A 19010-nucleotide genomic window follows, 5' to 3' on the forward strand; every position below is an offset into this window, starting at 1 on the left:
GATGCGTTCCTTCGGGTTACAGCGCGGCGAGCACGCGCTCGAGCCGTCCGCGAATCTCGGGAATCGTCTGCGTCGCGTCGACGATCGTGAAGCGATGCGGCGCCTCTTGCGCGCGCCGCAGGTATTCGTCGCGGGTGCGCGTGAAAAACGCGTCCGTCTCGCTCTCGAACTTGTCGGGCGCACGCGCGGCGCCGCGCCGCTCGCTCGCTACCTGCGGCGCGACGTCGAACAGCACCGTCAGGTCCGGCTGAAAACCGCCCTGCACCCAGCGCTCGAGCGCTTCGAGCTTGTCGCGCGGCAACCCGCGGCCGCCGCCCTGGTAGGCGAACGTCGCGTCGGTGAAGCGGTCGGACACGACCCAGTCGCCGCGTGCAAGCGCCGGCTCGATCACGCGCGCGAGATGCTCGCGGCGCGCGGCGAACATCAGCAGCGCTTCAGTCTCGAGATCCATCGGCTGGTTCAGCAGCATCTCGCGCAGCGCCTCGCCAAGTGGCGTGCCGCCCGGTTCGCGGGTGACGACGACCTGCCGGTCGCCCGCGGCGAGCTTCGCCTGCAGACGCTCGCAGAACCATTGCAGATGGGTCGTCTTGCCCGCCCCGTCGATGCCTTCGAACGTGATGAATTTACCGCGCGCCATCATTGACCTCGTATGTACTTGTCCACGGCCTTGTTGTGATCGCCGAGCGTATCCGAGAACACGCTCGTGCCGTCGCCCTTCGCGACGAAATAGAGCGCGCTCGTCGGGGCCGGGTTGATCGCCGCCTGCAGCGACGCGACGCCGGGCAGCGCGATCGGCGTCGGCGGCAGCCCGCGCCGCGTGTAGGTATTGTAGGGAGTGTCGGCCTGCAGGTCGCGCTTGCGCAGATGCCCGTCGTACGCGTCGCCGAGGCCGTAGATCACCGACGGATCGGTCTGCAGCGGCATCCCGATGCGCAGCCGGTTCGCGAACACGGCCGCGACGAACGCGCGGTCGGCCGCATGGCCGGTTTCCTTTTCGATGACCGACGCGATCGTCAGCGCTTCGTAAGGCGTCTTGTACGGCAGCCCCGGCGCGCGCGCCGCCCAGGCTTCTTCGAGGCGCGTCTGCATCAGACGATACGCGCGGCGATAGATGTTCAGGTCGCTCGTCCCCTTGTCGAACAGGTAGGTATCGGGGAAGAACAGCCCTTCGCCGCTGCCGCGCCGGATCACGGTGTCCGGTGCGCCGATCGCGCGCAGCAGCTCCGCGTCGCTCATGCCGGCGCTCGCGTGCGCGAGGTCGGGATTGCCGTCGAGTTCGGCGCGCATGCGCTTGAAGGTCCAGCCTTCGATGACCGTGGCGACGTACTCGTTCACGTCGCCGCGCGCGATCTTCTGCAGGATGGCGTACGGCGTGATGCCGCTCTTGAATTCGTAGTTGCCGGATTTGAGGCGGCTCGACAGCCCGAGCACGCGCGTCATCGCGACGAAGCCGAGCGGCTCGACCGGCACGCCGCCGCGCTTGAGCTGCAGCGCGACGCTTTTCACGCTGCTGCGCGGCTTGATCGTCACGTCGAGCGACGCCGCGCCCAACAACAGCGGCCGGGTCGCCCAGTAATAACCGGCGCCCGCGCCGGCAGCGGCCACAACGACGGCCAGCGCCGCGACCGTCGCGACGCATTTCTTCAGTAGGGACATGGAAACGAGACTCGGGTAAGACCCATATAATACTTGCTCGCCTTCGTCAAAGTCAGGGTTGACTGTTCCCTCATTCCATGAGCACACCGTTCGCTTCACCGGCTGCCCAGCCCGCATCCGCCTCGCTCCCCGTTTTCCCCCGCCCGTCCGCCGCCGATTTCGACGCGCCGGCCGCGTGCATGCCGCTTGCGCAGTTCGGCGTGATCGACGTGGCCGGCGACGACGCCGCGACGTTCCTGCACGGCCAGCTCACCAACGACATCGAGCATCTCGATGCGGCCAGTGCGCGCGTGGCCGGCTACTGTTCGCCGAAGGGCCGGCTGCTCGCGTCGTTCCTCGCGTGGCGCGAGGGCCACGGCGTGCGCCTGCTGGTGTCGAAGGACGTGCAGGCCGCCGTCCAGAAACGGCTGTCGATGTTCGTGCTGCGCGCGAAGGCGAAGCTGTCGGACGCGAGCGACGCCGTCGCGGTGGTCGGCTTCAGCGGCGACGTGCGCGACGCGCTGTCGGGCGTGTTCGACGCGCTGCCCGACGGCGTGCACGTGAAGGTCGACGGCCCGGCCGGCGTGCTGATCCGCGTGCCGGACGCGGCCGGGCGCAAGCGCTACCTGTGGATCGGGCCGCGCGCCGAGGTCGACGCGCGCATCGCCGCGCTCGCCGGCACGCTGCCGGTCGTGTCGCCGGCCGTGTGGGACTGGCTCGACGTTCGCGCGGGCGAGCCGCGCATCACGCAGCCGGTCGTCGAACAGTTTGTCCCGCAGATGGTCAACTTCGACGTGATCGGTGCCGTTAACTTCAGGAAGGGGTGCTACCCGGGCCAGGAAGTCGTCGCGCGCAGCCAGTATCGCGGGACGATCAAGCGCCGCACCGCGCTCGCGCACGTCGCCGGCGAGACCGACAGCGTGCATGCCGGCGTCGAGCTGTTCCACAGCGACGACCCCGGCCAGCCGTGCGGGATGATCGTCAACGCGGCGGCCGCGCCCGCGGGCGGCGTCGATGCGCTGGTCGAGATCAAGCTCGCCGCGCTCGACAGCGGCAGCGTGCACGTCGGCGCGGCCGACGGCCCGGCGCTCGCCTTCGACACGCTGCCGTACGCGTGGCCGACCGACGCGTAGCGCACCGCCAACCCGTTCGCACGCCGGTTCGCCCTTCGCGGCCGGCGCCCGAGCTTTCCTGCGAGAGATTCGCCCGATGTGTCTGATTGCCTTCGACTGGCAGCCTGATGCCGCCGCCGGTCCTGTATTTACGCTGGCCGCCAACCGCGACGAGTTCTTTCGCCGGACGAGTGCGCCGCTTTCGTGGTGGGAAGACGTGCCGGGCGTGCTGGCCGGCCGCGATCTCGAAGCCGGCGGCACATGGCTCGGCGTGTCGCGCGACGGCCGCTTCGCCGCGCTCACGAACTACCGTGCGCCGTTCGACATTCGCGCCGGCGCGCCGACCCGCGGCAAGCTCGTGTCGGATTTCCTCGGCGGCCCGGGCGTCGCGCCGCTCGATTACCTCGGCGCACTGGCCGAGCACGCGGCCGTCTACAACGGCTTCAACCTGCTGGTCGGCGACTGGAAGCGGCGCGAGCTCGCGTGGCTCTGCAATCGCGCGGCCGAAGGCGAAAGCCGTGTCGCCGCGCCGATGGCGGTCGGCGCCGGCGTGCATGCGCTGTCCAACGCGCGGCTCGACACGCCGTGGCCGAAGGTCGTGCGCAAGCGCGCGGAACTCGGCACGCTGCTGACCGACAACGCGACGCCGTCGCTCGACGAACTGATCGACCTGTTGCGCGATCCGCGCGTCGCGGACGACGACGCGCTGCCGCACACCGGCATTCCGCTCGAGCGCGAGCGCGCGCTGTCGGCCGCGTTCATCGAGACGCCCGAATACGGCACGCGCGGCACGACCGCGCTGCGCGTGACGATGAAGGAAGGCGTGCGGCTCACGGTCGACATCAAGGAGCGCTGCGACGACGACGGCTCGCATCGCACCGTCCGCCCCGGCACGTTCGAGCGCGCGTTCACGTTCGACATCGACGCGACACCGCCGCGCGCCGTCCGCTGACACGCGTCGCTGGGCGTTAGGCGCTATGGCGCGCGCACCATCTCGACGTGCGGCACGCCGAGCGCGTCGAACGGTTCGCCGATCGTCGTGAAGCCGTGGCGCAGGTAGAACGGCACCGCTTCGTCCTGCGCATAGAGCCGCACGAGCGGCTCGCCGCGCTGCCGCGCCGCCTCGAGCAGCGCATGCAGCACGGCGGAACCGGCGCCTTGCCGGCGCGCGTCCGCCAGCACCGCGACGCGGCCGATCGTGCCGGTGCGCAGCAGCCGCCCGGTCGCGACCGCGCGCCGTGCGCCGCTCGCCCGATCGACGCGGTACGCCACCGCGTGCAGCGACAGCGGATCTTCATCGTCGAGCTCCCACTCGGGCGGAATCCGCTGCTCGCGCACGAACACCGCATCGCGGATCCGCGCGGCATCCGCGCCGAGCACCGCCCAGTCGCCCGTCTGCGTTTCCGTTTCGACCCAGCCGTCCGTCATCGCTTCCTCCGCGCGACGCCGGGCGCCGCCCGCCGCCGCCGTCAAACGCCGTCGAAGGCGGCCCGCAGCGCCGCCGTCGCGTCGGCATGCGCGACGCGCACCTCGGGTATGTAGCCGCCCATCTTGAAGAACTCGTGGATCATCCCCGGGTAACACACCAGCGCGACCGTATTGCCAGCCGCGCGCAGCTTCTGCGCATACGCGGCGCCCTCGTCGCTCAGCGGGTCGTATTCCGCGGTCGCGATCCATGCCGGCGCGACGCCGGCGAACGACGACGGCGCGCCGCGCGTGCCGTCGAGCGGCGCGAAGCGCCAGTCGTCGCGGTCGGCCGGCTCGCGCACGTATTGCGAGAAGAACCACTGGATCGTGTCCTGCGTCAGCAGGTAGCCGTTCGCCAGCCGCGCGTGCGATTCGGTCGCCTGGTGGCCGGTCACGCCCGGATAGATCAGCAGTTGCAGCGCAAGATGGATGCCCGCGTCGCGCGCCAGCACCGCGCACACGGTCGCCAGCGTGCCGCCCGCGCTGTCGCCGCCGACCGCTAGCCGCGCGGCGTCGATGCCGAACGCGGCGGCCTCGCGATGCAGCCAGCGCAGCGCGTCTTCGGCATCGTGCACGGCGGTCGGGAACTTGTGTTCCGGCGCGAGCCGGTAGTCGACCGACAGCACCGCGCACTGCGCGTCGCGCGCGAACATCCGGCACAGCGCGTCGTGCGTGTCGACGCTGCCGACCGTGAAGCCGCCGCCGTGGTAGTAGACGAGCGCCGGCAGCGGCTCGGCGAGGCTCGGTGCGACCGGCAGGTAAAGCCGTGCGCCGATCGTGCGGCCGTCGCGGGTCGGCACGACGCAGGCGTCGACCGAATGCATCGGCGCCGGCGCGACGTCGAGGATCGGCGCGCTTTTCTCGTACGCGGCGCGCGCCTGCTGCGGCGTCTGATGATGATAGGACGGACGTTTGGCACGCTCGATCATGTCGAGCACCTGCGCGATCTTCGGATTCAGCGGCATCGGTGAGGACGGCGCGCGCGGCGCCGTGAACGGACAAGCGTCACATGATGCCATGCGCCGAGCCGTTGGGCGGCGGCGGCACTGCGGAGGGTGTGGCGAAGGCTGCGGCCGAGGTGTGCGTGAGGCAACGATGGCTTCGTTTGCCGCGCACTGCCGAGCCGGCGGCGCGCCGGACGCGCCGCGCAAAATGAAACGGCCCTGCCGTGATCGGCAGGGCCGTGCGTGCGGACGCTTACGCGTCGCTCGGGCCCGGATGGGCGTCGGGCGCCGTGCGCGTGCGTTGCCGCTTGATGTCGCGGCCTACCGCGAGCCGCCGCATGTACTTGAACGTGCCGAGCGCTTTCGCAACGAAGTTGCCGTCGCTGTCGCGCACTTCGCCTTCGCAATACGCCATCGTCGTCGAGCGATGCATCACGCGGCCGTACGCGCGCAATTCGCCGCGACCCGGCTGCATGAAGTTCACCTTCATCTCGACCGTCACGACGCCGACGCCGTCGTCGGTCAGGCTGCGTGCGGCCATCGCGAGCGCGATGTCGGACAGCGTCATCGTCACGCCGCCGTGCGCGATGCTCCACGTGTTCATGTGCCGCTCGTCGAGCGGCAGCACGATCTCGCTCGCGCCGTCCTTCGCGCTGACGAGCCGCACGCCGAGCAGATCGACGAACGGGCTTTCGATCGACGGGCCGTCCGTCGGAGATGCCGCGTCGCTCATCGTGCTGCGTTGTCGCACAGATAGTCGACGCACTGGCGCGATTCGGCCACCGCCATCACGAATTTCTTCACTTCCTGATGGACCGGGTGAACCTGGTACGCATCGAGCGCCGCCTGGTCCGTGAAATCGGACACCAGCACGATGTCGGACGTCGCTTCGAGGCCCGGCGTCGCGACGCCGACGTCGAGTTGCAGGATGCCCGGTACGAGGTCACGGCAGCCTTCGAGCTTTTCCTTCAGCTTCAGCGCGTTCTGTGCGCGCGTGCCGCCCTCGGCGGATTCCTTCAGCTTCCACATGACGATATGTCTGATCACTTCGTTCGCTCCAGTTCGTGTTGGTTCGGCGATTTGCCTGGAACCCTTGCCAGTCGGGCGTTGGACGCCCTTTCATCGTTCGCTTTCGTTCGTCGGAAGTCGCGTCCAGCCGAGAAAAAAGGCGTATCACTTCGACCATCCAGAGACGATACGCCTTTTTCACCGTGCCACTTATCGACATCAGGATCCGACGAGCGAAGGCAGACAACAAGCCTACCAAACTTACCGGCGGCAATGGACTGTATCTGTTGGTGAAGCCGTCCGGCTCCACCACGACGCGGAGTAGTCATCGGACGCCGCAACTCTCCGTGCGATGGAGCCGATCTGGTCATTCATCGCGCGAGCGTACTAGTCCAAGACAAGAGCAACGAATCCGCTCGGCTGCGCTATCTTCGAGTCCTCGGATTCTCCTCCTCGTCAATCGACCGATGAAACCCGCTCTAAGCGAACCGTCCGACATTCTGATCACTGAGCGTCTGTCGCTACGGCTAGCGAGCCGCCGACATGCGTCCGCTTTGCTGGGATACTCAGTTCAGAATACGCCTCGAACGTCGGATCGATCTGACCCGTGCTGGGATTGGCCGAGTTGCCTTGGCATTGACCTGTCGATCGAGCTCCGGCGTTCCCCGAGCGTTGCCGGGCCCAGCGTTTGTGACCTGATAGGAGCTTTGTCCTGCACCGTGAGTGTCCTGTCCAGCGAGTGGGATTGGCGATGCGTCCACCACGACGGAAACACGCATGGAACAACACGAAGTCATCCTGGGCGTCGACACGCATCTCGATACACATGTCGGAGCAGTAATCAGCGAAACAGGAAAACTCCTTGGAACCCTTTCGGTGCCGGCCGAGACCGCGGGATATCTCAAGCTGCTGACCTGGGCGAATTCTCTCGGTCACCTGCGTCGGGCTGGCGTTGAAGGTACCGGCACCTATGGCGCAGGCCTTGCCCGCGTGTTGCGCGATCACGAGATTGAGGTGCTGGAGGTCAATCGTCCGGATCGGGCTGCGCGTCGATCGCGCGGAAAGTCCGATCCGACCGATGCAGAAAACGCCGCGCGTGCGGTCCTCGCCGGGAAGGCAACTGCGATTCCCAAAGAGCAATCTGGGGCGGCCGAAGCAATGCGAGCTGTTTCCGTTGCTCGTCGCAGCGCCGTCAAAGCCAAGACGCAGGCGATCAATCAGTTGCGAGCCTTGCTGGTGAGCGCGCCGCAGGACATCCGCGAACGCCTTCTGAAGACAAAGACCGCCGAATGCGTTGCCAACTGCTCACGGCTGCGCTCGTTGGGTAACACGCCGATGTTGCAGACTCTGGCCACCACGCTGCGCTTGTTGGCAAAGCGCTATCTCGCGCTGGCGGAAGAACTCACGACGCTCGATGCGATGCTCGAACAACTAACCCTCAAGCATGCCAGACGGCTTCGGGAACGATTCGGTGTTGGGCCTCAAACGGCGGCAGTGCTTGTTGCCGTTGCAGGCGACAATCCGGAACGGTTGAAAAGCGATGCCGCGCTCGCCGCGCTTTGTGGCACGAGTCCATTGCAAGCATCTTCCGGAAAAACGGTCCGACATCGCCTGAATCGAGGCGGCGACCGCGCTGCGAACAACGCCTTGTGGACCATTGCCATGGTGCGAATGCGCAGTGACCCGAGAACCCGCGCATACGTCGAGCGACGGACCAAGGAAGGAATGTCGAACAAGGAAATTCATCGCTGTCTGAAGCGTTATATCGTCAGGGAGATGTACCCGCTCATTCTTGCCGACTTAGCCGATTCAGCCCGTACCACTTGACATAGGAGCGTCACTGCATTGCCAATCGAGCACATTTGTCGCCATGGGAACCGTCCCGGTCCGAATCGTTCTACACGTTGCCGTCGATTGAGGCACGGCTCGAATCCATGGAAAGGGAGATCGCGGCTGGGCTCGCCATACATCTGTTGTTGTTCGACAAAGAGGAAGACCGGCTGATCGGCGACTGCAATTTTACGAACATCGTACGAGGGCCGTTCCAGGCATGTCACCTTGGCTTCTCGATTGCGCATGATCATGAGGGACGCGGGTTGATGCGCGAATGTCTCTCTACCGCTATCCAATATGTATTCGCCGAGCTCGGGTTACACCGTGTCATGGCGAACTATCGGCCCGAGAACAAGCGAAGCGCGCAGTTGCTCAATAAGCTGGGCTTCGAGCAGGAAGGCATCGCGCGCGCCTACTTAAAAATAAATGGCGTTTGGGAGGATCATGTCCTGACGTCACTGATCAATCCAGCGGACGTCTGATCTCTCGTCAAGACGGCCGCCTTGCCACGCTCACGTCTGACGGCTCGATCACGTATCGGGCTGGAATCAAGCAGCGGCCACCTGATCGCCACATCGGCCCATCGAGCGGCGACGTCCACAGGTTGTAATCCGTGCGGCGCATGACGGGCGGCTTGCGCCCCTGCTCCTTCGCCCTGTCGATGCGCCGTGCGTCCGTCATACCCTCGCCCGGCTCACACGCCTAACCGCCACCACCCTCTTTCACCCCCTTCCCCGAAACCGGCCGAAGCATCGCCCGCATCGCGCGACTCGTCAGCAACTTCTCGTATGCCGCCGAAGGCATCGCATCGATCATCAGGCGGCCGCTGACGTCGGCCTTGATGTACTCGACGGCCAGCAGCGCGATGACCGGATTGGTGGTCACCGTCGCCTGATCGGGCGTGTGGTCGCCGAACTCGGCCACCACCGCATCGTCTTCATCTGCGACCACCACCGCAAGGCGACGGCCGGACAGGCGCAGTCTCGCGCTGGCCCCACATTCGGCCATGTCGTACGTGTGCGGCCCTTTCAACGTCCGCTTGCCATAGATGGCGACATGGGTGTCGATCCCCCGCCCGCTGGCCGCTTCGAGCAGCGGGCCCAGTTCGTCGAGCTCCTCGTCCCAGATACCGGCGAACAGGCTGGTCTGCGCATTCGAGATCACCCGCGCAAAGGCCTGCACGATCGACTCCGCGCCACTGAGCGACCAGACCAGCCCCGGTTCCTGTTGAACCGGCAGCCGATCCAGCGCGGACGCTGCCGACTCGAGGTCGGCGTTGAAGCGCGAGCGCAGCTCGGCCAACAGAGACGTGTGCGGCACGGCCGCGTACCGCACCGGCTCCGACCGGTTGACGAGCACGGCTCCCCGCGCTTCCAAACGAGCCAGCGTCTCATACACCTTCGACGCCGGCATCGATGCCCTGCGCCCTACTTCCGCTCCCGTCAGCGCGGCCTGACCAACCAGGGCCGCGTATGCCTGCGCTTCGTACTGGGTGAACCCCAGTCGCGTCATGGAAGCGATCAATTCTGCGTCTGCCGTCATTCGGGACTCTTTTCTGTGGAAAGGGAGTTGACTAACTACCGCAGTAGTATACGATCGCATTCAACTACTACCCAAGTAGTTATTCAAGAACCATCTTCTCATCGAAGGACGATCCATATGCGTCAACTCATCAGCACCGGCTCCCCGTGGGAACCGAAGGTCGGTTACTCGCGGGCCGTGATCGTGAACGACACGATCTACATTTCAGGGACGGCCGGCAAAGGCCCGGATGTCTACACGCAGACGCGGGATGCACTCGCCACTGTCGAGAAGGTGCTGGTCGACAACGGGTTCCGGTTGGAGGACGTGGTGCAAAGCCGGCTGGTCGTCGCGGACTTCGAACACTGGGAAGACGCTGCGCGCGCGCACGGCGAGGTCTATGGCGAGATTCGACCGGCGTTCTCGCTCGTGCATGCGCTGCCGTTCGTCGACGACGCGATCCTCGCCGAAGTCGAGGCCATTGCCGTCAGGGCCGGCAAATGACGGGCCGGGCCGAGCAGAACGCGCGGCTGTCGGGCCGCGCGGTGGCGGTGCTTTCGATCGCAGCGGGCGGCGCCATCGCGAACGACTACGCGATGCAACCGGCGCTTTCCTTCATCGCCGCCGATTTCGGGGTGCCGGTCGCACCAATTACCGCCGTCGCGTCCGGCGCGATGATCGGCTATCTGCTCGGCCTGGTGCTGCTCGTGCCACTGGTGGACAAACTCAGTCCGCGCACGTTGATTCCGGGGCAGCTTGCGGCGCTCGCGTGCGCGCTGATGCTTGCCGCGTACGCGCCAGGCCCGGACGCGCTGATTGCCTGCTTCGTTGTCATCGGCGCGACGACGACGGTTGCGGCGCAAAGCAGCGCCGTCGTCGGCAAGTGCGCCGACCCGCATAGCCGCGCCCGGCTCATGGGGACGATCTCGGCCGGCATATCGGCGGGGATCTTGCTGAGCCGATTCGTGGGCGGCGTTCTCGCGCAGTGGTATGGATGGCGAGGCGCGCTGTTGACGTTCGCGGCCTTCGCGGTCGTTTCAGCCCTTTGCGTCATGCCATTACTACCCGCGCAACGGCCGCCCGGGCATACGGGCTACTTCTCGACGTTGCGTTCGATGCCGTCGTTGTTGCGGGCCTCCCGGCAGCTGCGGTTGCGCATCTATGCCGGGATGCTGTGGTTCCTTGCTTTCAACCTGATCTGGGTCGGGCTTGCGGTGCGGCTCGCCGCGCCGCCGTACAACCTGGATGCGGCGGCCATCGGACTGTACAGCCTGGCCGGACTCCTCGGCCTCGTCGTCACGCGTGTCGCGGGCCGCCTGGCGGACCGGTTCGGCAGCCGCGCCGTGATCGTCTGCGGCCTGGCGGTTGCGGCGGCGTCCGCATGTGCGCTGACCGTCTCGCTCGGCCACCCAGCCGCGACGGCGGCCGCGCTGGCCGTATTCGATGCCGGTTGTTTCGCCGCCCAGGTCGCCAATCAGGCCAGCGTCGTTGCGATCGAGCCGGCGCGCGCCGGCGCATTGAACTCGGCGTACCTGACCTTCTACTACGTCGCGGGCGCGATCGGTACGGCCATCGCAGGTCTCGTCGTCACCAGCGCGGGTTGGGAACCGCTCGTCTTGTTGGCGGCGATTTCAACGGCCGCGGCGGCCATGATCGGCGCGCTCGTCGTTCCATCCGTGCCGGCTCGGAATCGCGCCGACCTTCAACCTCACGATGGAGGCACCGGGCAGATTCGATGATCACGCATCGAATGGCCGAATTTTCGCGGACCGCTAGAGCGTGCTCAACGAAAGCGCGGAAGTCTTGCCGAAGCGACCTGAACCAGGCAAGAATCCGGTGACCGGTCGGCGGACCATGACCCGTGCGCGCCACCATTGAGCAACGCATCGCCCCGCTGTCGGCAGCGATGGATTCACACCACGTGGAACACCCCATGAACTACCGTTCAGCAGCAGTCGTCGCGGCGTCGATGTCCATCGTGTTCGGCATGGTCGTCGCCTCGCCGCCCGCCTTTGCCGAAGTCACGCCACGCCAGCAGGACGTCGCCCGACACGGCGCGCAGGTGATGCCGTTCTCGCTCGCGGCCACGACCCATATCTTCACGAAGACCGCCGACGGCGGCATCCAGCGGGTCGTCACCAAGCGTCGCGACGCAAAGCAGACCGCGCTGATCCGCGAGCATCTGGCCACGATCGCGCGTCGTTTCTCGTCAGGCGATTTCGGCGCGCCGGAGCAGATCCACGGCGCCGACATGCCGGGGCTCGCCGCATTGCGTACGGCACAGCCGGGCGAGCTCGAGATCGACTATCGGGACGTGCGTGACGGCGGCGAGATCGTCTACCGCAGCGAGCAGCCGCGTCTGATCGCGGCGCTTCACGACTGGTTCGACGCGCAGTTGTCCGATCATGGGCACGATGCGAAGGCCGGGCACGATCACGGCGAGATGCATCACCACCCTGCCGACGAATCGACGCCGTAAAGATCGCCGCCACGAAGCGCGCATGTGAGTTCCCGAAACGCAGGCGCGACATCCGTTCTTCACTGCCATCCCGACTGAAGGCCATCAGCCCGTCGCGCTCGCCGCCCTTTCCACCGTGGCCCGTTCTATTGAACCGGCACGTTGCCGAGACGGAACCCGGCGAACGCGCAGCCTTGGGCCGCCGGCCCAAATGCGCTCATCGCAGCCCGTCGAACCACGCGAGAATGTTCTCGGCTCCGCCGAGCGTCGACGCATCGCCGTACAGCCCGGCGAGAAACGTCCCGCGATGGCTCGCCGCCGGGACGGCCACCCCGCTCACGTAGGAACCGCCCGCCGCGAGTACCGGATACACCATCGCCGGATGAATCGCTTCATCGGCAAGCCCGTAATCGAAGCGGATCGGACTGTCGTAATTCCAGTAAGTCGCGCGATTGGCCGCGAGCTGCCGAAGAAACGCGCTGTTTTGCGTGGCCGTGTAGTGCTCGAAGAAGCCAGGATTCAACAACCCGGCGCCGGTCGGCAGCGACTTCGCCCGCTCGGCGTCGAGCGTGTAATCCGACCAGTACTGCGCCGCGAGGTGCTGAAACTCCGGCCGGATCGCGCTTTTCATCAAGCCTTTCAGCCCGTACTGCAACTCGTAGCTGCCGAGCGTGACGATCATGCAGAGCGAGATCCAGTCCGGAAGCGCCGGATAGGCCTGTACGCCGCGCGGAAGCGCAAACGTCTGCGCGCCGGCCCAGAACCGCCATGCCTCGCTGAGGTCGTTGAACGGGCTGGCGACGGCCGTTGCGGCGATCGGCCGCGACTGCTTGCGCAACGCCTGATGCAGCCATTGCGTGTTGAGCGCGCCTTGCGACCAGCCGTGCAGGAACAGTTTCGACGGCGCGACGCCCAGCGCGCGCATCGCCGCCTCGCCTGCCGTCAACACGTCGACGCAGGTGCGCACCGTCACGTCCTTGACCGCATACGCTTCGCCCCGGCCATCGCGGAACGGCCCCTTGCCGACGTAATCGGCGGCGATCACGGCATAGCCCTGCGCCGCGAACCGATGCACGTTGAAGAGCGTTTCGAGCGAGTCGGCGGCGTCCGTCAGTTGACGGTCGGGGTCGGCGAGCAGAACGAGATTGGACGGCACCTGATCGAACGACAGGATCGTGCCGTGCTGCCACGACACGAGCGGCAGCTTGCCGCTTGCGCCGACCGGCAATGCCAGCAGCCCGCTGACCTTGATCTTCTCGCCGCTTTGCGGGTTGACGGTGTACGTGACGAGACGATGCAGGTCGACGTCGAAACGCGCGCCGTGGGTTTTCGGGTCGATCGCAGGGAGTATCGCCGGCTTGTTGAACAGCGGATACGCGTCCGCGACCAGCTTGTCGAGCCGTGCGGCACTGACCCGGCATGAACGGTCGATCCCGGCGTGGCCCGCCTCGTTGCCCGCCGCATCGGCCGCCCGCGCATTCGCCAATCCGATCGCGACCGCGCCGGCGCCCAACATCAAATTGCGCCGCGGACGATTGACCGCGCCATTCGATGCAGCGTGTTCCTGTTCGGGCGAAAGCGCCGTCAGGACCTTTTCAAACAACGACATGGGGAAACTCCCTGATACCTCGAAGAAGCCGCGGGTTCGGCCCGCGGCGACGTGCGCCGTCTCGATGGCGATGGTCGATCTTGATCTCTGTTGGTTGCATCGCCATTGATCTGAGTTAAAGCAAAACCGCTTTCCCGCTTCCAGACTTGCGACATTTGCCGGTAGCCGTGCTGCGCAGGCGCAGCGCCGGACGACATGACGTGACGAGGAGATCTGAAGTGGACATGCATCGCCGACAAGCAATCCGGGCCATCTCGGCCGCGTGTGCCGGTATCGTCGCGCACAGCTGGGGCGCGCACGCTGCGTCCTTGCCGGGCAAGCTCTGGTACGTGGACCAGCGCGCCGCACCCGGCGGAGACGGCAAGACCTGGCGCACCGCATTCCAGTCGCCGCGCGACGCGCTCGCGGCCGCGTCGGCCGGCGACGAAATCTGGGTCGCGCACGGCACCTACCATCCGCATCCGGACGACGCCACGCAATCGTTCACGCTCAAGGCCGACGTCGCACTGTACGGCGGCTTCGCCGGCGGCGAAACCGCGCGCGACCAGCGCGATTACGCGCAGCACGTCACGACGCTCAGCGGCGACATCGGCAACGGCGAGCGCACCCGCAACACGCACACGATCGTGATGGGCGCGGATCGGGCCGTGCTCGACGGCTTCACGATCGCGCACGCGTACGGCGCCGACAAGCCGCGCCTGCATCTGACACCGGACGACATCCTGAAGGGCGACATGGTGGTCGGCGGCGGCATGCGCAACTTCATGACGAGCCCGGTCGTGCGCAACTGCATCTTCCGGAACAACTTCTCGCCGAAAGGCGGCGCCGTCTACAACGTCCACAAGCCCGGCGCCGAGCAGGCGACGTTCACGAACGTCGAGTTCGTCGACAACGAGGCCAGTCAGCGCGGCGGCGCGGTCAGCAACGACCTCGGCGCGATGCCGGTGTTCATCGACTGTCGTTTCGTCGGCAACCGCAGCCAGGACAAGGGCGGCGCGATCTACAACGATTTCGCGTCGACGCCGCTGCTGTTCAACGTGCTGGTGACCGGCAACGAAGCGACGACGGCCGGCGGCATCGGCAACGACGGCGGCTCGTCGCCGCTGCTCGCGAACGTGACGATCGTCGGCAACAAGGCGACCAGCGGGCTCGGCGCCGGCCTCTATCAGGGCACCGGCGCGAACAACAATCCGATCGTCGTGAATTGCAGCATCGACGACGTCTACAACTGGCACGAGGACATCGTGGCCGCGCTCGGCTCGCACGTGCCCGCCGGGCAGACGCTGCCGCTCGCCGACTTTCTGCCGATCAGCAATCTCGACGGCCAGGTCCGCGCGGCCGATCTCGCGCCGCTGCCGACCGGCGTCGGTTATCAGCCGCGTCCGTACGGTGCGCAACTGCTGAAGGCGCCCGTGGTCGCGACGCTCGTACAGTTCTATTCGCGCAACGAGGGCGTGGTCGAATACCGCGGCGAGTACACGCGGCCCGTCGTGACGCGTGACGCGGTCGCGGCCAAGGTGATCCACGTCGTGCCGGCATCGGCGTCGGCGACGCAGGACGGCCTGTCGTGGGCGACTGCGCTGACCGACCTGCAGGCCGCCATCGATCTGGCGTCGGTTTCGAAGGCCGCCGTCTGGGTGAAGGCCGGGCGCTATCATCCGGCGCGGCGCGACGCGGACCGGATTGCCGCGTTCACGCTGTATGACGGCGTCGAGGTGTATGGCGGCTTCGCGGGCACCGAAACCGACGTCGCACAGCGCCGCCGCGACGCGGCGCCGACGGTGCTCAGCGCGAAACTTGCCGCGGGCGACGATCGCTATCCGCACGTCGTCTACGGCGCGAATCAGGCCGTGCTCGACGGGCTGACGATCCGCGACGGCAACGCGGTGGGCTTCACCTACAACGGCAAGGGCGGCGGACTGCTGGCTTATCACGCAGGCAAGACGTATCTGCCCAACGGACTCAAGGCATACCGGGCCGGACGCGCGCTCGAGTCGTACAGCGATCCGGTCGGCTTCACGATGACCGTGCGCAACTGCCGGTTCGAACGCAACGAGGCGCTCGAAGGCGGCGCGATCTATGCGTTCGGCAAGGCCGTGCTGACGATCGTCGACACCACGTTCGACGGCAACCGCGCGATCTACGGCGGTGCGGTGCTCGACCGCGAGGGCGTGACGGCGACGCATCGGCGCTCCGCGTTTCTGCGCAACGCGGCCACGCACGACGGCGGCGGCGCGTACGCGGACTACGGTTCGCTCGTCACGTTTCGCGACACGCGGTTTCAAGCGAACGCCGCACGCCGCAACGGCGGCGCGATTTACATGATCAGCCGTGCGTCGCAGGTCGGCGCGACCAACGTCACCGTCACGAACGGCGAGTTGCGCGGCAACACCGCAGCGGCCGGCGCGAGCATCTACGACCTCGATGGCGGAACGCTGTCGGTCGTGGACACGCACTACCCGTCCGGCTCGATCCACCAGCCCAAAAGCTGACATCCGCATAGGGCTTCGGGGAAGGATGCGCCGCTGCTGCCCGCTGGAGCCGGGCGGCGCGGCGGGACTGGGCTTTAAGGCGGCAATTGCCGCAGGTGTCGCCGTCTCGCGCTCGTAGCCGTGAACGGCGTACCACGACCGCAACGGCGCGAAAGCTCGGCGACTCCGGCAGCCCGCACGTGCTGGCGAAAGCGACGTCCCGATGGAATGCGGGCAATCGCATGCAATGGCCGCAATCGCAAAGTCGTTGTGCATTGCAGCCCGAAATGAGCCGCTCCGGTTCGGTATCGATTACGGGGTGCCGTCGATATTTACCCGCCACATTCGCTATTTATCAGCATTCCATTATCAAGCGAGCCACATTTACATATTTAGTCGATTCGCCGAGTAACAATTACAATTTTCGATAAATAAGCGCACTCGAATCCCCACAAAACGATATTGACTCCGACTTCCGCCGATATCTAGAATCGCCTACACCATCTTTCGACCGAGTTTGCGTTTGCACGTATACCTCACCGTTCACTCAGGCCGCTCGCCGCATCCGACAGCGTTTCGCCGGTGCTTCACGCACATCGCGACGAGCAGGCCGTCTTTTTGCTTCCGCTTCGAAATTTATCGCGCGTCCGACTAATTCCCAATCAATTCGCGCCGCGTATCACACGACGATTAAAACGGGCATTTGAAGAATGCCCGCAATGCCACGCACAACGGCCGGAGCATTCCGCCGATTCGAGCATGCCGATAACAATCGCAGTCGTCAGGAGGGTCGTCATGAAGATTCATCGCTTCGCGAAATCGCTGTGTCTCGGCTTCGTCTGCGCCGCCCTGCTCGCCGCGTGCAACGACGACGACGTCCAGTCGAGCGGCCCGCCGCCGTCGTCCAGCGCCGCGCTGTCGTTCCGGATGGATGCGGGCGGCCAGATCAACGCGTTCTACCGGCAGGACCAGGTGGCCGCCCATCTGCTGGTGCGCTCGTCGACGAAGCCGCGTCTGCTGGTGGTGTTTCCGGCCGGCAACAGCGGCACCGGGCTGTGGTTCGACGACACCGCGCAGCCGGTGAACTGGAGCCTCGACACGCCGCCGTCGGCGCTGTCCGCGCCCGACGCGCACGGCCGTCCGCTGTACGGCATCGGCGCGGACGTGTCGGTCGACACCGACACGCTGACGATCCACCAGGGGCTGCTCAGCAGCGTGCGCTTCCTGCGCGACTTCAACGGCGGCGCGACGATCCCGGCGGAGATCGTCGCCGCGCCCGCCGTCCAGGGCAGCGCCGCGCAATGGCAGCGCGACCGGATCGACGGCGCGCCCGGCTATGCGCTGCGCATCACGCTGCGCGACGGCGGCAGCATCGCGACGGCCGCCGGCGGCAAGCTGGTGCTGCGCGCGGCAGCCGGCTCGCATACGCTGAAACTGCACGTCGACGCGTTGTCGGGCGAGTCGCCGCTGTCGCCGATCGCACGCGCCGAGCTGTTCGCGCCGTCCGTGAACCCCGACCCGGTGAGCCAGAACGTGCTCGAATTCCTCAGCTTCCACGACAAGCTGCTGGCCGGCTCGTGGCAATACGACACCTACTTCGGACGCGACACGCTGATCTCGGTGCGCATGCTGATGCCGGTGCTCGAACCCGCCGCGATCGAGGCCGGGCTGACGTCGGTGCTGAGCCGCCTGTCGGACGACGGCAAGGTTGCGCACGAGGAAGGCATCGGCGAGTTCGCGCTGATCGACAACGCGAAGCACGGCCGCGCGAACGACGCGACGCTGACCTACGACTACAAGATGATCGACAGCGACTACCTGCTCGCGCCGATCGCCGCGGCGTGGCTGGTCGACGACGCGCGCGGCCAGGCGCGCGCGGCGGCCTACCTCGCGCAACGCGGCAGCGACGGCCGCACCAACGGCAGCCGCCTCGTCGTGAACCTGCTGCACGTCGCGGCCACCGCGCAGCCGTTCGCGCAGCAGCCGTCGGTCGCCAACCTGATCCATCTGCGTGACGGCGAGATCGTCGGCAACTGGCGCGACAGCACCGACGGGCTCGGCGGCGGCGTCTATCCGTACGACGTGAACGCCGTGCTCGTGCCGGCCGCGCTGCGCGCGGCCAATGCGTTCCTCGCGCGCGGCCTGCTCGATCCGTACCTGGACGCCGGCCAACGCGCCGCGCTCGCGAACACCGCGGCGGAGGCGGCCGTGTGGGAGCAGCAGGCGCCGCCGCTGTTCCAGGTCAGCGTGCCGGCCGCGCAGGCGGCGGCCGACGTGTCCGCCTATGCGCCGAGCGCCGGCGTGCCGGCCGGCGCCGCGCCCGGCGCGCCGCTGACCTTCTACGCGCTGTCGCTCGATCAGCAAGGCACGCCGATCCCGGTGATGAATTCCGACGGCGGCTTCGCGCTGCTGTTCGGCACGCCGCCCGACGCCGAGCTGCAGCGCATCGTCGCCGACGTCACGCGGCCGTTCCCGACCGGCCTCGTCACCGACGTCGGCATGCTGATCGCGAACCCCGCGTATGCCAGCACCGCGCTGTGGCCGAAGTTCACGAGTTCCGCGTATCACGGCACGGTGATCTGGTCGTGGCAACAGGCGATGTGGGTGGCCGGGCTCGACCGTCAGCTCGCACGCCAGGATCTGTCGGCCGCGACGCGCACGCTGCTCACGCAGGCCCGGCAGACGATCTGGCAGGTGATCTCGAACGGACGCGACATGCGCACGTCGGAAATGTGGACGTGGTCCTATACCAACGGCCAATACCACGCCGATGCGTTCGGTACGCGCAGCGCCGATGCGACGGAGGCCAACGCCGCGCAGCTTTGGAGCACCACGTATCTGGCGATCCGCGATCCGCAACTGCGTGCGGGCAAGTACTGGTGGCAGGCGTCGCAGCAAATGGAAACCGCGACGGCGGTCGCGGCGCGCTGACCCGCCAAGGACGCGCGACCG

The 19010-nt window shown here is 66.9% G+C and carries 17 protein-coding genes; 9 read left to right on the forward strand and 8 right to left on the reverse strand.

Going from position 1 to position 19010, the window contains the following annotated elements; translation table 11 throughout:
- Window positions 1-16: 16 nt before the first annotated feature.
- Window positions 17-637 (reverse strand): dTMP kinase, encoded by a 621-nt coding sequence (gene tmk, locus MYA_RS08150; protein WP_011885040.1) that lies wholly within the window; start codon window positions 635-637, stop codon window positions 17-19.
- Window positions 637-1656, reverse strand: a complete 1020-nt coding sequence (gene mltG, locus MYA_RS08155; protein ID WP_011885041.1) for an endolytic transglycosylase MltG — start codon at window positions 1654-1656, stop codon at window positions 637-639. Before mltG ends, tmk begins: the two co-directional genes overlap by 1 nt.
- Window positions 1657-1733: 77 nt before the next feature.
- Between mltG and ygfZ the strand changes: the two genes are divergently transcribed.
- Both ygfZ and MYA_RS08165 read left to right on the forward strand, forming a co-directional pair.
- Window positions 1734-2768 (forward strand): CAF17-like 4Fe-4S cluster assembly/insertion protein YgfZ, encoded by a 1035-nt coding sequence (gene ygfZ / locus MYA_RS08160; protein ID WP_011885042.1) that lies wholly within the window; start codon window positions 1734-1736, stop codon window positions 2766-2768.
- A 76-nt stretch (window positions 2769-2844) separates the two neighbouring features.
- The gene (locus MYA_RS08165; protein ID WP_014723141.1) at window positions 2845-3699 is read left to right on the forward strand and encodes an NRDE family protein; all 855 of its coding nucleotides are present in this window, start codon (window positions 2845-2847) and stop codon (window positions 3697-3699) included.
- A 23-nt stretch (window positions 3700-3722) separates the two neighbouring features.
- On the opposite strand, the gene MYA_RS08170 is transcribed toward MYA_RS08165, so the two are convergent.
- The 4 genes from MYA_RS08170 to MYA_RS08185 all read right to left on the reverse strand — a co-directional run bounded on the left by MYA_RS08170 (window position 3723) and on the right by MYA_RS08185 (window position 6205).
- The gene (locus MYA_RS08170) at window positions 3723-4175 is read right to left on the reverse strand and encodes a GNAT family N-acetyltransferase (RefSeq protein WP_014723142.1); all 453 of its coding nucleotides are present in this window, start codon (window positions 4173-4175) and stop codon (window positions 3723-3725) included.
- 41 nt (window positions 4176-4216) lie between these two features.
- The gene (locus MYA_RS08175) at window positions 4217-5179 is read right to left on the reverse strand and encodes an alpha/beta hydrolase (RefSeq protein WP_034195363.1); all 963 of its coding nucleotides are present in this window, start codon (window positions 5177-5179) and stop codon (window positions 4217-4219) included.
- Window positions 5180-5411: 232 nt separating this feature from the next.
- Window positions 5412-5891, reverse strand: coding sequence for a PaaI family thioesterase (locus tag MYA_RS08180; protein ID WP_011885047.1), 480 nt, complete (start codon window positions 5889-5891; stop codon window positions 5412-5414).
- Window positions 5888-6205, reverse strand: a complete 318-nt coding sequence (locus tag MYA_RS08185; protein ID WP_034195362.1) for a Dabb family protein — start codon at window positions 6203-6205, stop codon at window positions 5888-5890. The genes MYA_RS08180 and MYA_RS08185 overlap by 4 nt, the downstream gene beginning before the upstream one ends.
- Before the next feature lie 738 nt (window positions 6206-6943).
- Between MYA_RS08185 and MYA_RS08190 the strand changes: the two genes are divergently transcribed.
- Window positions 6944-7993, forward strand: a complete 1050-nt coding sequence (locus MYA_RS08190; protein ID WP_041493840.1) for an IS110 family transposase — start codon at window positions 6944-6946, stop codon at window positions 7991-7993.
- Window positions 7994-8070: 77 nt separating this feature from the next.
- Window positions 8071-8481, forward strand: coding sequence for a GNAT family N-acetyltransferase (locus MYA_RS08195; RefSeq protein WP_226098184.1), 411 nt, complete (start codon window positions 8071-8073; stop codon window positions 8479-8481).
- A gap of 220 nt (window positions 8482-8701) precedes the next feature.
- On the opposite strand, the gene MYA_RS08200 is transcribed toward MYA_RS08195, so the two are convergent.
- Window positions 8702-9541, reverse strand: coding sequence for a TrmB family transcriptional regulator (locus tag MYA_RS08200; RefSeq protein WP_034195360.1), 840 nt, complete (start codon window positions 9539-9541; stop codon window positions 8702-8704).
- Window positions 9542-9658: 117 nt separating this feature from the next.
- Between MYA_RS08200 and MYA_RS08205 the strand changes: the two genes are divergently transcribed.
- From MYA_RS08205 to MYA_RS08215, 3 genes are all read left to right on the forward strand, one after another.
- Window positions 9659-10024 carry a RidA family protein gene (locus tag MYA_RS08205; RefSeq protein ID WP_011885051.1) on the forward strand — a complete coding sequence of 122 codons (366 nt, stop codon included), beginning with the start codon at window positions 9659-9661 and terminating at the stop codon, window positions 10022-10024.
- Entirely contained in the window at window positions 10021-11259 is a 1239-nt protein-coding gene (locus tag MYA_RS08210) for an MFS transporter (RefSeq protein WP_014723147.1), read from the forward strand. The genes MYA_RS08205 and MYA_RS08210 overlap by 4 nt, the downstream gene beginning before the upstream one ends.
- A 194-nt stretch (window positions 11260-11453) precedes the next feature.
- Entirely contained in the window at window positions 11454-11999 is a 546-nt protein-coding gene (locus tag MYA_RS08215) for a hypothetical protein (RefSeq protein ID WP_014723148.1), read from the forward strand.
- Window positions 12000-12195: 196 nt separating this feature from the next.
- Here the strand turns inward: MYA_RS08215 and MYA_RS08220 are convergent, their stop codons facing one another.
- Entirely contained in the window at window positions 12196-13587 is a 1392-nt protein-coding gene (locus MYA_RS08220) for an alpha/beta hydrolase family protein (protein WP_014723149.1), read from the reverse strand.
- Between the two features lie 224 nt (window positions 13588-13811).
- Between MYA_RS08220 and MYA_RS08225 the strand changes: the two genes are divergently transcribed.
- Both MYA_RS08225 and MYA_RS08230 read left to right on the forward strand, forming a co-directional pair.
- Window positions 13812-16079, forward strand: a complete 2268-nt coding sequence (locus tag MYA_RS08225) for a right-handed parallel beta-helix repeat-containing protein (protein ID WP_041493841.1) — start codon at window positions 13812-13814, stop codon at window positions 16077-16079.
- 780 nt (window positions 16080-16859) lie between these two features.
- The gene (locus MYA_RS08230; protein WP_041493964.1) at window positions 16860-18989 is read left to right on the forward strand and encodes a hypothetical protein; all 2130 of its coding nucleotides are present in this window, start codon (window positions 16860-16862) and stop codon (window positions 18987-18989) included.
- The last annotated feature ends 21 nt before the right edge of the window (window positions 18990-19010 follow it).

Origin of the sequence: Burkholderia sp. KJ006 (assembly GCF_000262695.1) — a bacterium.
In the GTDB taxonomy this organism is placed as follows: domain Bacteria; phylum Pseudomonadota; class Gammaproteobacteria; order Burkholderiales; family Burkholderiaceae; genus Burkholderia; species Burkholderia vietnamiensis.

Bases quoted from the DNA above. Each gene is read 5' to 3' on its own strand.
- MYA_RS08205 (WP_011885051.1), top strand. From the start codon at position 9,659: ATGCGTCAACTCATCAGCACCGGCTCCCCGTGGGAACCGAAGGTCGGT.
- MYA_RS08220 (WP_014723149.1), bottom strand. From the start codon at position 13,587: ATGTCGTTGTTTGAAAAGGTCCTGACGGCGCTTTCGCCCGAACAGGAA.
- MYA_RS08180 (WP_011885047.1), bottom strand. From the start codon at position 5,891: ATGAGCGACGCGGCATCTCCGACGGACGGCCCGTCGATCGAAAGCCCG.
- MYA_RS08225 (WP_041493841.1), top strand. From the start codon at position 13,812: ATGCATCGCCGACAAGCAATCCGGGCCATCTCGGCCGCGTGTGCCGGT.
- MYA_RS08170 (WP_014723142.1), bottom strand. From the start codon at position 4,175: ATGACGGACGGCTGGGTCGAAACGGAAACGCAGACGGGCGACTGGGCG.
- mltG (WP_011885041.1), bottom strand. From the start codon at position 1,656: ATGTCCCTACTGAAGAAATGCGTCGCGACGGTCGCGGCGCTGGCCGTC.
- tmk (WP_011885040.1), bottom strand. From the start codon at position 637: ATGGCGCGCGGTAAATTCATCACGTTCGAAGGCATCGACGGGGCGGGC.
- MYA_RS08190 (WP_041493840.1), top strand. From the start codon at position 6,944: ATGGAACAACACGAAGTCATCCTGGGCGTCGACACGCATCTCGATACA.
- MYA_RS08200 (WP_034195360.1), bottom strand. From the start codon at position 9,541: ATGACGGCAGACGCAGAATTGATCGCTTCCATGACGCGACTGGGGTTC.
- MYA_RS08165 (WP_014723141.1), top strand. From the start codon at position 2,845: ATGTGTCTGATTGCCTTCGACTGGCAGCCTGATGCCGCCGCCGGTCCT.
- ygfZ (WP_011885042.1), top strand. From the start codon at position 1,734: ATGAGCACACCGTTCGCTTCACCGGCTGCCCAGCCCGCATCCGCCTCG.
- MYA_RS08215 (WP_014723148.1), top strand. From the start codon at position 11,454: ATGAACTACCGTTCAGCAGCAGTCGTCGCGGCGTCGATGTCCATCGTG.
- MYA_RS08175 (WP_034195363.1), bottom strand. From the start codon at position 5,179: ATGCCGCTGAATCCGAAGATCGCGCAGGTGCTCGACATGATCGAGCGT.
- MYA_RS08210 (WP_014723147.1), top strand. From the start codon at position 10,021: ATGACGGGCCGGGCCGAGCAGAACGCGCGGCTGTCGGGCCGCGCGGTG.